This window comes from Streptomyces odontotermitis (assembly GCF_050510915.1).
In the GTDB taxonomy this organism is placed as follows: Bacteria; Actinomycetota; Actinomycetes; order Streptomycetales; family Streptomycetaceae; genus Streptomyces.
The window spans coordinates 141,378-153,912 of record NZ_JBNJLS010000016.1 but is presented as its reverse complement, the minus strand read 5'-3'; the positions used below and the strand labels follow the sequence as shown (position 1 = coordinate 153,912).

The window sequence follows — 12,535 nt, the reverse complement described above, 5'->3', positions numbered from 1 at the left end:
GTGAATTCGGTATCGGTTCGCTTACAGACGGCAACTTCTGGCCCCTTGGGCCAGTCAGTTGCAGTGACATACCCAGATCACATGGATACCTCTCGTATCTCGGGGAGCACATATGCACATCAGGGGCGACCAGGCCCAGCTGGTCGTCGGGGGACGCCTCGACGTACGCAGCGCGGCGGACGCCCGTACGGTCCTGCACTCGGCCGTCGACGACGGAGCCGGCGACCTGGTGCTCGACCTGTCCGAACTCGACTCGTGGGACGCCACGGGACTCGGCGTCATCATGGGCGCGCACCGGCGTGCCGGGCGGTGCGGGCGGCGGCTCGTACTGCGCCATGTGCCGCCCCAGATGCAGCGCCTCCTGGTGGCCACCCGACTGCACCGCATCCTCGCGATCGAGGGCGGCATCGGGGTCGAATCGCTCCCCAGAGCCTGAGCACCCACAATCCTCACGAGACTGTGACGTCTCGGGCAGGGCGGTACCCCGCCCTCCCGTAGATACTGAGCAAAGGTCTAGGGTTCGGTCGCCCACCGATATGAGACGAACCCACACGGGGGCACCGGACCAGAAGCGACAGCGCAGTGTGCACAAGGCCGGAGGGGGCCGGGCACACCACGCATCTGGGGGGCTTTGACCATGGACAACGGCATGACTGACGACGGCTCGGCGCGCCGCGGGAGGCGCGATACGCCGTTGACACCCGACTTCGGCCAGCCCGCGCCGGCGCTCGCCCGCACCGTGCAGCTCGTCACGGGCGACTTCCTGCTCACCGTGAACCCCGTCGACGGCAGTGAGATAGAGCCCTGCCCTCCGGGGGAGCGGCCCGAGCGGCCCATGAAGTACGGCGCCGCCGAGCGCACCGAGCTGCGCCGGGCCGCGGCACCGCCGCTGCCGCCCGGGCCCGCGCTGCCCCGCATGCCGCTGCTGCAGCGGCAGGAGGAGCGCGAGCGGCTCGTCCGGCTGCTCGCCCGCGGCCGCTCCGTGCGGCTCACCGGACCCGCGGGATCCGGGCGCACCTCGCTGCTCAACGCCGTCGCCGAGGACTGCGCGGACCTCGCGCCCGACGGCATCGTCCGCCTGAGCGGCCACCACCGCAGCGCGGCCGACCTGCTGTACGACCTCTTCACCTCCGTCTACAACGCGCCGCTGCACCGCCCCGACCGCGCGCTGCTGCTCGAACTCGTCCACGACATCGGCGCCGTCGTCGTCCTGGACGACCTGGAGTTCGGCGGGGCCGCCCTGGAGGAGCTGCTCGACGCGACGCCCGAGTGCGCCTTCCTGGTCGCGGCGACGCCCGACGTCGCCGCGCCGTCCCCGGACTCCCACCTCGAGGAGGTCTTCCTCGGCGGGCTCGACCGCAGTGGCGGCCTGGAGCTCCTGGAGCGCGTCGTGGGGCGGGTCCTCACCGACGAGGAGGCGAACTGGGCGGGCGACCTGTGGTTCGAGTCCGAGGGGCTGCCGCTGCGCTTCGTCCAGGCCGGAGCGCTGCTCGCCCAGCGCGACCAGCTGCGCGCCGACCCCCACGCCTTTGCCGCGTACGGCGATGACGAGGGGGCCGGCGCCGCTCCGGTCGACGCGCCCTTCGACTCCCCCTTCGACGCGCCCTTCGGCTCGGACGGCGGCCACGGTCCTCAGGACGTGCCGCTGCCCTCGCTCGCCGACGGTGCCGCGCCCGCGGCCCTGCTCGCCTCGCGGCTGAGCCCCTCGGCCCGCGCCACGCTGCGGTTCGCGATGGCGCTCGGCGGCCGGCTGCCGCACCCCGCGCACCTGCCCGCGCTCGTCGGCGACACCCACGCGGACGCCGCCCTGTCCGAGCTGGTCTCCACCGCCCTGGTCACGCCGGTCGGCGCGCACTACCGGCTCGCGGCGGGCGTGCACGTTCAGCTGGAGGCCGCCGGGTACGCGGACGACGCGGCGGAGCGCGCGCAGACCGCGGCCCAGCACTACGCGTGGTGGGCCGGGCATCCCTCGGTCGGCCCGGAGCGGGTGGCCGGGGAGTCGGACGCGGTGCTTGCCGCGCTGGGGGCTCTGGTCGCGGGTGGTGCTGGTGGTACTGGTGGTGCCGGCGGCTCGGGTGGCTCGGGCAGTGAGTCCAGCGCGGCCGTCCTGCTGGCCCGTACGGTCGCGCCCGCCTTCGCGGGCGGGCTGAACTGGGGCGCCTGGGAGCGGGCGCTCAGGGCCGGGCAGGAGGCGGCGCGGAGCGCGGGCGAGGTCGCCGAAGAGGCGTACTTCCACCATGAGTTGGGCATCCTCGCGCTCTGCGGCGGTCAGCTGGACCGGGCCCGCGCCGAGCTGGAGGCGTCCGTCGGGCTGCGCGGCGCCCTCGCCGACAAGCGGGGCATGTTCGCGGGCCGCAGAGCCCTCGCCCTGGTCTCCGACCGCTCGGGTGGCGCGCTGCCGGCCGAGGGCGCGGCGAACGCCTCGACGGGCGGCTCGACGTCGGGGGAGGAGGTGCCCGACGCCCGCTACGAGGAGTCGGCGTCGCCCCCCGGCGGCGTACCGGCGGCGTTCGCGCTGCCCGAGCCCCCCGAAGAGCCGGACACCCTGGTGACCCGGCAGGCGTCCCCGGCCGCGGGCTCCGGCGCCGCACCGAGCCGCCGCAGCATCGTGCGCGGCACCCGCCGCAACCTGGTGGCCGCGGGCGCGGGCGCCCTCCTCGCCGCGGTCCTCGGCACCGTGGTGACCCTCGGCGCGACGTCGGACAACGACTCGCCGCCCGAGAAGGTCAAGACGGAGCAGTCCGCGAGCGAGGACAAGGACGGCGGCAAGCTCCCCGCCGACGAGCCCACGGACGACGGCACCAGCGGCCCCGGCGTGCCCGCCCCGGGCACCTCGGGCGCGACACGGCCCGGCACGAGCGGCGAGCCCTCGCAGACGCCGTCCGGCACCCCCTCGGACGACCCGACGACGTCGAAGCCGCCGACGACCTCGAAGCCGCCCACGAGCAAGCCCCCGACGTCCAAGCCGCCGACATCGAAGCCCCCGACGTCCAAGCCGCCCACGAGCAAGCCCCCGACGTCGCAGCCGCCCACGTCGAAGCCTCCGACGTCGAACCCGCCGACCAGCCAGGCCCCGTCCTCGCCGGACACCTCCACGTCGGCGAGCGGCCCGGCCAGCAGCGCGCCCGCCTCGACGAGTGCGTCCGCCTCGTCGAGCGCGCCGAGCACGTCCGCCTCGTCGGTGATCTGAGGCGTACGAGAACGTACGAGAGAAGGGGCCGGGTCCTGGTGGACCCGGCCCCTTCTTCGTGCTCAACTGCCTCAGAACAAGCGCAACTTGTCGTCCTCGATGCCGCGCAGCGCGTCGTAGTCCAGGACGGCGCAGTCGATGCCGCGGTCCGTGGCCAGGACGCGGGCCTGCGGCTTGATCTCCTGGGCGGCGAAGACGCCCTTGACCGGCGCGAGGTGCGGGTCGCGGTTCAACAGCTCCAGGTAGCGGGTGAGTTGCTCGACACCGTCGATCTCGCCGCGCCGCTTGATCTCCACCGCGACCGTGCCGCCGTCGGCGTCGCGGCACAGGATGTCGACCGGGCCGATCGCGGTCATGTACTCGCGGCGGATCAGTGAATACCCCTCACCGAGCGTCTCGATCCGGTCCGCGAGGAGCTCCTGAAGGTGTGCTTCCACGCCGTCCTTGATGAGACCGGGATCGACGCCCAGCTCGTGCGAGGAGTCGTGCAGGATCTCCTCCATCGTGATGATGAGCTTCTCGCCCGCCTTGTTCACGACGGTCCACACACCGTCGTCGTCCCCCGATCCCTCCTTCAATGTGCAGGGCGGGGACATCCAGTTGAGAGGTTTGTAAGCCCTGTCGTCCGCGTGAATCGAGACACTGCCGTCCGCCTTCACGAGGATCAGACGGGGGGCCGACGGGAGATGGGCTGTGAGCCTGCCCGCGTAGTCCACGGAGCAGCGGGCGATGACGAGACGCATGGTGGGCAACGCTACTCGACACCGGGTGGTGCACGCGATTTCTCCCTTGATCGGCCCCTTCGAACCTGGCCGGTTATGTTCCCAATCTCCTGGTGCGGCCACGGCGCGTTGCCTACCGTATAAGCAGGAGGTCGTCATGCGTGCACGCTGCGTATGTGTGCAATCAGCCTTCTTCCCTGTCCGTCAACCCCCGCTCCCCGGGGGTGCGAGAGGAGAACCCATGTCGCTCGACGTCTCACCGGCACTGTTGGAACAGGCCGAGCGAGGCGAGGTCGACGAAGCAGCTTTCGTCGACTGCGTCCGGACCTCCCTGCCCTACGCATGGGAGATGATCAGCTCCCTGGTGGCCCAGCTGAAGGTCGACGGCGGCGAGTTCGCCGACAACCAGACGCCGCCGCCGAACGAGCAGGCGCGCGGCCAGCTGCTGCGCGCGCTCGCGAGTGACGCGATTCGCGGCGCTCTTCAGCGGCACTTCGGTGTGCGGCTCGCCTTCCAGAACTGCCACCGTGTGGCGGTGTTCCCCCTGGATGCGTCCGTGGACGACAGGCTGGCCCGCTTCACGTCGATCAGGGGCCAGCTGCTGAACCAGTCGCCCGAACTGCGGGACTGCTGACGTCTTTTGCTGCCGCTCCGTACGCGGGAGGTGTACTAGTACCGGAGCGGCAGCTCCCCGCCGAGAGGCCCTGACCCGGCACCCCGGCTCTCCGTACCGCTTGCTTCTCCTCTAGGGCCTGTCCGGCGGTTCTTGCCGCGGGCGTGGGGTCTGGCAAGCTCAAAGCTCGAATCATGCGGCCTGATCCGCCGGACAGGCCCTAGCGCAGCTGTGGCAGCACGTCGGCGCCCAGCCTGCGGACGTTCTCCTCCGTCGCCGCGAGGTCGCCCGAGCCCTCGACGAGCAGCGCGAAGCGCGTGATGCCCGTCCGCTCCGAGGTCGCCGCGATCCGGTCGGCGCACACCTGGGGGGTCCCCACCGGGTGCAGCCCGCAGAGCAGTTCGGTGTACGCGTGCGGGTCGCGCATCGCCCGGACGCGGCCGTCGACGGTGACATGCGCGTCGAGGCCCTGCTTCAGCCAGCCCGGCATCGCCTTCTGCAGCGACTCCACCGCGTCCAGGCGGCGGTCGGCGATCTGGGCGACGCCGGCGGACACATGGGGCGCGGCCCGGATCTCGTCCGGCGTGCGCCCCGCGGCCCGTGCGTGCCGCTGCCAGAGGGCGACCATCTCCGCCTTCTCGTCGTCGCCCACGTGCATGCCGAGCAGCATGGGCAGACCCCGCTCGGCGGCGCGCCGCACGCTCTCGGGCGAGGTGCAGGCGAGGACCACCTCGGGGCCCTCGGCCTCCGGTCGTCCGGTGCCGTCCGCCCCCGCCTCGGTGAGGGCCTCCTGCGGGCGGGGCACGACGGCGACCTCGCGGAAGGAGAAGCGGTCCCCGGTGCCCGCGACGCGGGGCTCGCGCAGCCAGCGCAGCAGCAGGTCGAGGGATTCCGGGTACCCCTGCTCGTACGCCTCCAGGCCCGTGCCGAAGACCTCCAGGTCGACCCAGGGGCCGCCGCGCCCCACGCCGAGCGTGAAGCGCCCGCCGGAGGTGAGGTGCAGCAGCGCGGCCTGCTCGCCGAGTGCGACGGGGTGGGAGGTGGGCAGGACCGTGACGGCCGTGCCGACGCGGATCCGGCGGGTGCGGCCCAGTAACAGCGCCGCCAGCGTCACGGCGGAGGGGCAGGTGCCGTACGGCACGAAGTGGTGCTCGGCGAGCCAGACGGAGTCGAGCCCCGACTCCTCGGCGACCTCTGCCGAGCGCACCGCACGGTGCAGTGCTTCCCCCGCTCCCTGGCCCGGGAACTGAGCGGCCAGTACAAATGTTCCTAAGCGCATCGCACTCCTGCCTCCTTGGCGCCGACGCGGGCGCTCCCCCCAAAGGCAACAACGCATGACACGTGCCAAGGGCACGGCTTACCAAGCGGATTGGCGGATTTTCTGCGCGATGAGGGGCGTTCTGTGGTGGTTCGTGAACCACGTCTACCCCTGTCCGCGGCGCGTAGGCTGGTCACCCTCTGATCCCCGGCCATGGCAGTGAGGTGTCCCGTGTCCCCGCGCAGAAACCGCCCGAAGGGCGGCGCAGAGTCCCGGCAGAGCGGGGGCGGCGGATCCGAGCAGGGGGGCCGGTACGGCGGCTTCCAGTCCGCCGAGAGCTGGCAGGGGGAGCAGTGGAGCGTGCGCCACGTGGCGGGCGCGAGCGCCGCCGGGAAGCGCTACCGCTGCCCCGGCTGCGACCAGGAGATCCCCTCGGGGCTCGCGCACGTGGTGGCCTGGCCCGAGCACTCGGGCGTCGACGAGCGCCGGCACTGGCACAAGGCGTGCTGGAACGCGAAGGACCGCCGCACCACGAAGGTGCAGCGGTCCCGTAACGCGCCGAGGTACTAGCCGAGTAGCCCCGAAGCCGTCTCACACGTCGCGCTTCTCCAGGAGGGCGAAGGCGCCGACCACGGCGGCGACCGTGACCACGACGAGCGTCATCAGCTGGGAGGTGCCGGTCGAGCCCGCGTCGTCCGCGCCGAAGATCTTGGCGAGGGAGTTGATGGCGTTGTAGTCCATCATCTTCTCGGCCAGCGAGCGGGTGGACTCCCAGATCATCAGGAACGCGGGCAGGATCGCGGGCACGAGGACCACGCCCAGCATGGCCGTGATGGCGCCCGCCGAGTGCCGCAGCATGGAGCCGACCGCGAGGGCGAGCACGCCCAGCAGCGAGACGTAGAGGCCGCCCTTGAAGACCGTGCCCATCCACGGCTCGTCGCCCGCCTCCGGGCCGCTGTTCACGCCCGAGGCCACGAGGCCGACGAACAGGATGGAGCCCGCGGAGACGACGAAGGCGACCACGAAGAAGATCAGGATCTTCGCCGCGAGGACGCGGTGGCGCTGCGGGGACGCCGTGAACGTCGTACGGATCATGCCCGTGCCGTACTCGGACGAGGTCACCAGGACGCCGAGCGTGATCAGGCAGATCTGGCCGAGCATCAGGCCGAAGAAGGCCGGGATCGTGAACGGCACCTCCGCGTAGTCGCGCGGCTGCGTGTTCGCCACCGCGAGCAGGCCGATGCCGATGACCAGGAGCAGGAAGATGCCGAGCGTCCACATCGTGGAGCGGACCGACTTGATCTTCGTCCACTCGGAGCTCAGGGCATTGCCGAGGTGGGTCTTCTTGACCGGGATCGGCGAGGTGTAGGCGTTGTTCATCGCCTGCTGCCAGGCCGAGGGCGGTGCGGGGGCGGCGGGCGGCGGGGCCATCGGGGCGCCGCCCGGCGCGGCGGCCGGGGCGGGCGCGCCCTGCGGCGCCATCGCGTACGCCTGCTGCGGCTGCTGGTGCTGGGGCTGCTGCACCTGCTGGGGCTGCGGGGCCTGCTGGGGCTGCGCCTGCGGCTGCTGCTGCGGAGTCGGAGGCGTGGTCATCGCTGGTCCTCGTTGTTGGGCTTGGTCAGGGAGGCGGGGGCGGCCGGGGCCGCCGGAGCGGCGGGCTGGGCCGGGGGAGTCTGCGGCATCGCGAAGGGCTGACCGCCCTGCTGCGGCGGCGGCGGGGCGTACCAGCCGGGCTGGCCCTGGCCGGGCACCGGCATCTGGCCCTGCGGCATCCCGCCGGGCATGCCGCCGGGCAGCGCGCCCTGCGGCACCGGCTCCTGGAGGCCCGTGCGCTGGTCGATGGTCGAGCGGTAGTCGACGGCGCCCTGCGTCATCCGCATGTACGCCTCCTCCAGCGACGCCTGGTGCGGGGAGAGCTCCCACAGGCGTACGTCCGCGCCGTGCGCGAGGTCGCTGATGCGGGGCAGCGGCAGGCCGGTGATCCGCAGCGCGCCGTCCTGCTCGGGCAGCACCTGGCCGCCCGCCTCGGTCAGCGCGGCGGTGAGCTTCTCGCGCGCCTGCGGCTCGCTGTCCGGGGTGCGCACCCGGGCGAAGTCGGCGGAGTTGTGCGAGATGAAGTCCTTGACGCTCATGTCGGCGAGCAGCTGGCCGCGGCCGATCACGATCAAGTGCTCGGCGGTGAGCGCCATCTCACTCATCAGGTGGGAGGAGACGAAGACCGTGCGCCCCTCCGCCGCGAGCGACTTCATCAGGTTGCGGACCCAGAGGATGCCCTCGGGGTCGAGGCCGTTGACCGGCTCGTCGAAGAGCAGCACCTGGGGGTCGCCGAGGAGGGCGGCCGCGATGCCGAGCCGCTGGCCCATGCCGAGCGAGAAGCCCTTGGAGCGCTTCTTCGCCACCTCCTGGAGGCCCACCACGCCGAGCACCTCGTCCACCCGGCGGGCCGGGATGCCGGAGAGCTGCGCGAGGCACAGGAGGTGGTTGCGGGCGTGCCTGCCGCCGTGCACCGCCTTCGCGTCGAGCAGGGCGCCGACCTGCCGCGGCGCGTTCGGGAGCTTGCGGTAGGGGTAGCCGCCGATCGTCACCTGGCCCTGGGTGGGCGCGTCGAGCCCGAGGATCATGCGCATCGTCGTGGACTTGCCCGAGCCGTTGGGGCCCAGGAAGCCGGTGACGGTACCGGGCCGCACCTGGAAGGAAAGGTTGTACACGGCTGTCTTGGCGCCGTAGCGCTTCGTCAGGCCGACTGCCTCGATCATTCTCCGCACCCATCGAATGGTTCAGGACGTCGGGGCACACGCCCCCGTAAGGGTTAGGAGGATATCGGGGCGCTGACGGTTCCAGCCAAGAGGAAGTAAAAGACGGTGCAGCGTGCACCTTGATGCTGTTGGCGGCGGCGGGTCAGGCGGACGGGGAGAGGGAGCCTCCGAGGGGCGGCAGGTCGTCGTAGAGGCGCAGCTCCGCCGAGTCGTCCACGTACGGCAGGAAGTCCGTCTGCGGCAGCACCCAGCCCTCCTCGCCGAAGAGGCGGGTGCCCCGGGCGCGCAGGGCCGGGTCGCCGCCCGCGCGCCGTACCCAGGTCGCGGGGTCGGGGCCGAGCAGCGCGCTCAGCCTGTCGGAGTCCTTCAGGAGCGCGGCGAGCAGGTCCGCCTGGTCGCCGCCGCCCGGCCGGGGCCGGCCCGTCGCGGGGTCGGCCAGGACGCCGTGCGCGCTGAAGTAGATGTACGCGCCGCCGAGCCGCTCCCCGGACGGCATCGTCATGGCGAACTCGTCGCCCGGCAGTATCGCCCGCCGGTAGTCGGGGAACTCGGTGTCGTCGACCGCCTTCAGCTGCGTCGAGTCCAGCCAGGTCACCACGAAGGACGCCTCGGCGGCGCGGTCCACGTACGGGGTGCCCGCGACGTAGCCGGCGGGGCTGATGTGGCCCGAGCAGCCCACCGCGATGCCCCGCACCGTGACCGGGACCATCGGCACGGCGGCCGGGATGCCGAGCCGGGTCAGCTTGTGCGCGACCTGTCCGGGCGAGGCGTTGGAGCCGACGGCGATGACCGGGTGGCGGCGGCCCGTGACGACCTGGCCGAGGTCCGTGAGTGCCTCGTCGAGCCGCTGGTCGCCGCGCTGCTCCTCGACGTACCACTCGCCGAGCCGGAGGCGGCGCACGCCGAGGCGCAGCAGCTCCTCGCCGGTGAGCAGGGAGGGGCCCGGGGTCGGCCGCCCGGGGTAGGTCAGCGGCTCCTGGGCCGGCACGTCGTCCAGGCCCAGTGCCGCGAGGCTTCGGTCCTTCGTCGTCACGGTGACGCCCTTCGGGGTGGTCGCGCGATGGAGGTGCACAGCCTTCCACGCGTGGTCTACCCGTGCTGTGCCCGGGAATCGCGCCGCGTCGGGTGATTGGCCGAAGCGGCTACCGGGCAAGATGCCATCCCATTCTAGGGAGGGGGCGCCAACTCGGCGCAATGGGAGGGGAGTTGAGGGGCGTGGGGGCTTGGTGGGGCGGGGGTGCGCCGAGAGCGCACCCCCGATACCGGACTTCTGTTCGCTGGTGGATCGCCGGACGCTCCGTCCACGCGCTGCTGCTGATGACGCTCGCCGCGCTCGCGGTGTTCTCCGTCGTCGTCGGCGTGGTGTGGACGCTGACGGAGAGCTCACCCCGCTCCATGAAGGAGCGGTTCACCGACGTCGAGGGAGTCCTCGACATCAGCCTGACCGTGCTGCGCGCCGGCGTGGGCACCGACAACCTCGACCCCGAGCCGCACTCCACCGCCCACCAGCTCCTCGCCACCCTCGCCTCGGTGACCGGCGCGCTCGCGCCCGCGGTGCTCCTCGGCATCGTGGTGATCAAGATGTTCGCCCTGCGGCCCTTCGTGTGGCGGGAGAAGGCGAGCATCTCGCAGGCGTGGACCGCCGACTTCCCCGGTTACGCGCGCGAGCACGCCGAGAGCCAGGACGCGATCATCGCGGTGCGCTTCTACAACCGCTTCGACAACCTCTCCGTCGTGGACCTGCGCGCCCGCGCGCACCTGCGCTACCTGGAGCGCTCGCCGCACGACGGCAGCCTCGTCATCTACAAGAAGTGGCTGAAGGTCCTGGACGAGAAGGGCCAGCCGGCCGACGAGCGCTACTGGCTCGCGGTCGAGCGCGGGGCGCCCTTCACGGTGTGGATACCGGTGGGGGCGCCGGTGTCGGAGCTGCCGTTCACCGAGATCCAGGAGAAGGACCTCAGCCGGTCGTACGGAGTGAAGCTGCTCGTGCGGCTGACGGCACGGACCGTGCGCCTGGGCACCGAGGTCGCCGACGAGAGATGGTTCGACGTGGACGAGGGCGACTTCGAGCTCGGGCGCTTCGTCCCGCTCCAGCCGGACCTGGAGCGGGACGTGTGGACATGGGAAGGGTGGGACGGCTTCGACGAGCTGCTGCCGCCGCCGGCGGCGACGGCGGAGGACGACTGAACCGCCGTACGGCTACGCGTCGCGCCTCTTCAGCAGCGCGTACCCGCCGATCAGCGCCGCCACCACCCACGCGACCATGATCGCGAGCCCGCCCCAGGGCCCGTACGGGGTGTCGTCGTCGAACGGCGTCCGCACCTGCATGATCTTGCTGCCCGCCTGGTCCGGCAGGAAGCGGCCGATCTTCTTCGTCGCCGACACATTGCCCAGGATGTTGGAGATCAGGAAGAAGAACGGCATCAGGATCCCGAGCGACAGCATCGGGCTGCGCAGCATGGTGGCGACGGCCATCGAGAACACGGCGATGAGCGTCATGTAGAGCCCGCCGCCGATGACGGCGCGCAGCACGCCCGGGTCGCTGATCTGCGCCTTGTGGGAGCCGAGCATCGCCTGGCCCACGAAGAACGTCAGGAAGGCGGTGGCCATGCCGACGACGAGCGCGAGCGCGGTGGCGACGGCGATCTTGCTGAACAGGAACTTTCCGCGCTGCGGGACGGCCGCGAGCGAGGTGCGGATCATGCCGGTGCTGTACTCGTTCGACACCACGAGCACGCCGAAGACGATCATCGCGAGCTGGCCGAGGCCCATCCCGGCGAAGCTCGTGTACGTGGGGTCGAAGGTGAGCTTGTCCTGGGCGTCGAGGGAGTCGTAGTCGTTCTTCGCCAGGATGCTGATCAGCAGCCCGAGGGCGACCGTGACCACCAGGGACAGGCCGAGCGTCCACACCGTCGACGAGACCGAGCGGATCTTGGTCCACTCCGACTTCAGAACCCGTGTCGATGACATCGGCTCAGCCCTCCTGCTGCTTCTGCTGTGACTGCTGCGACCACTGCCCGCCCCAGCCGCTGGTGTCCGGAGGCTTGGTCTCGGAGTGTGCGTGGTACTCCACGGACTCGGCCGTGAGCTGCATGAACGCCTCCTCCAGGGAGGCTTGCTGCGGGCTCAGCTCATGCAGCACGAGCTGGTGCTGCGCGGCGAGTTCACCGATCTCGTCGGAGGAGCGGCCGTCCACCTCGAGGGTGCCGTTGCCCGCCTCCACGGCGGCGATCCCGGCCTCGTGCAGCACGTCGCGCAGCCGCTCCTGCTGGGGGGAGCGCAGCCGTACGTAGCCGCGGGAGTTCTGCTTGATGAAGTCGGCCATCGAGGTGTCCGCGAGGAGGCGGCCCTGGCCGATGACGACCAGGTGGTCGGCGGTCAGCGCCATCTCGCTCATCAGGTGCGAGGAGACGAAGACCGTGCGGCCCTGGGCGGCCAGACCCTTCATCAGGTTCCGGATCCAGTGGATGCCCTCGGGGTCGAGCCCGTTGACCGGCTCGTCGAACATCAGGATCTCGGGGTCGCCGAGGAGCGCGCCCGCGATGCCGAGCCGCTGGCCCATGCCGAGCGAGAAGCCCTTGGCCTTCTTCTTGGCGACCGCGGTGAGCCCGACCGTGTCGAGGACCTCATGGACGCGGCTCGCGGGGATGCCGTTGGACTGTGCGAGGCACAGCAGGTGGTTGTAGGCGCTGCGGCCGCCGTGCATGGCCTTCGCGTCGAGCAGGGCGCCGATGTACTTCAGCGGGTGCCTGATCTGGTCGTAGGCGCGGCCGTCGATCCGGACGCGGCCCGCCGATGGCCGGTCGAGGCCGAGCATCATGCGCATGGTCGTGGACTTGCCCGCGCCGTTCGGCCCGAGGAAGCCGGTGACGACACCGGGATGCACGGTGAAGGTCAGGTTGTTGACGGCCACTTTCTCGCCGTACCGCTTGGTCAGCCCCTCGAGCTCGATCATGACCGCAACGCTAGAACGGGACGAAGCCCCCTGCCACTTAA

12 protein-coding genes are annotated in these 12,535 nt (G+C 71.7%); 5 read left to right on the top strand and 7 right to left on the bottom strand.

The genetic code is table 11. The features are described 5' to 3' along the window. Positions 1-112: 112 nt before the first annotated feature. On the top strand, positions 113-436 hold the full coding sequence (locus tag ACQB60_RS33085; RefSeq protein ID WP_030792181.1) for an STAS domain-containing protein: 324 nt from the start codon (positions 113-115) through the stop codon (positions 434-436). A gap of 213 nt (positions 437-649) precedes the next feature. Then, on the top strand, positions 650-3,190 hold the full coding sequence (locus ACQB60_RS33080; protein ID WP_496929799.1) for an ATP-binding protein: 2,541 nt from the start codon (positions 650-652) through the stop codon (positions 3,188-3,190). Between the two features lie 71 nt (positions 3,191-3,261). On the opposite strand, the gene nucS is transcribed toward ACQB60_RS33080, so the two are convergent. Next, the gene (gene nucS / locus ACQB60_RS33075) at positions 3,262-3,933 is read right to left on the bottom strand and encodes an endonuclease NucS (protein WP_384850430.1); all 672 of its coding nucleotides are present in this window, start codon (positions 3,931-3,933) and stop codon (positions 3,262-3,264) included. Between the two features lie 220 nt (positions 3,934-4,153). Here nucS and ACQB60_RS33070 point away from each other — a divergent pair, with 220 nt between their 5' ends. Then, positions 4,154-4,546: an SCO5389 family protein gene (locus ACQB60_RS33070; protein ID WP_384850433.1), complete on the top strand. Its 393-nt coding sequence runs from the start codon at positions 4,154-4,156 to the stop codon at positions 4,544-4,546. A gap of 199 nt (positions 4,547-4,745) precedes the next feature. On the opposite strand, the gene ACQB60_RS33065 is transcribed toward ACQB60_RS33070, so the two are convergent. Further along, positions 4,746-5,804: an LLM class flavin-dependent oxidoreductase gene (locus tag ACQB60_RS33065; protein WP_496929798.1), complete on the bottom strand. Its 1,059-nt coding sequence runs from the start codon at positions 5,802-5,804 to the stop codon at positions 4,746-4,748. Between the two features lie 210 nt (positions 5,805-6,014). On the opposite strand from ACQB60_RS33065, the gene ACQB60_RS33060 reads away from it, so the two are divergent. Further along, complete coding sequence (locus ACQB60_RS33060) at positions 6,015-6,353, top strand: Rv1322 family protein (protein ID WP_384850439.1); 339 nt, start codon at positions 6,015-6,017, stop codon at positions 6,351-6,353. 21 nt (positions 6,354-6,374) lie between these two features. On the opposite strand, the gene ACQB60_RS33055 is transcribed toward ACQB60_RS33060, so the two are convergent. From ACQB60_RS33055 to ACQB60_RS33045, 3 genes are all read right to left on the bottom strand, one after another. Next, positions 6,375-7,214 (bottom strand): ABC transporter permease, encoded by an 840-nt coding sequence (locus ACQB60_RS33055; protein ID WP_496929846.1) that lies wholly within the window; start codon positions 7,212-7,214, stop codon positions 6,375-6,377. Positions 7,215-7,372: 158 nt separating this feature from the next. Beyond that, positions 7,373-8,539, bottom strand: a complete 1,167-nt coding sequence (locus ACQB60_RS33050) for an ATP-binding cassette domain-containing protein (protein ID WP_496929797.1) — start codon at positions 8,537-8,539, stop codon at positions 7,373-7,375. Positions 8,540-8,681: 142 nt separating this feature from the next. Further along, a complete protein-coding gene (locus tag ACQB60_RS33045; protein ID WP_496929796.1) occupies positions 8,682-9,572 on the bottom strand; it encodes a hypothetical protein in 891 nt (296 codons plus the stop codon). 284 nt (positions 9,573-9,856) lie between these two features. On the opposite strand from ACQB60_RS33045, the gene ACQB60_RS33040 reads away from it, so the two are divergent. After that, a complete protein-coding gene (locus ACQB60_RS33040) occupies positions 9,857-10,726 on the top strand; it encodes a hypothetical protein (protein ID WP_496929795.1) in 870 nt (289 codons plus the stop codon). 12 nt (positions 10,727-10,738) lie between these two features. Here the strand turns inward: ACQB60_RS33040 and ACQB60_RS33035 are convergent, their stop codons facing one another. Together ACQB60_RS33035 and ACQB60_RS33030 are read right to left on the bottom strand one after the other, a co-directional pair. Beyond that, on the bottom strand, positions 10,739-11,509 hold the full coding sequence (locus tag ACQB60_RS33035; RefSeq protein ID WP_496929794.1) for an ABC transporter permease: 771 nt from the start codon (positions 11,507-11,509) through the stop codon (positions 10,739-10,741). Positions 11,510-11,513: 4 nt separating this feature from the next. Then, complete coding sequence (locus ACQB60_RS33030) at positions 11,514-12,494, bottom strand: ABC transporter ATP-binding protein (protein WP_496929793.1); 981 nt, start codon at positions 12,492-12,494, stop codon at positions 11,514-11,516. Positions 12,495-12,535 lie beyond the last annotated feature (41 nt).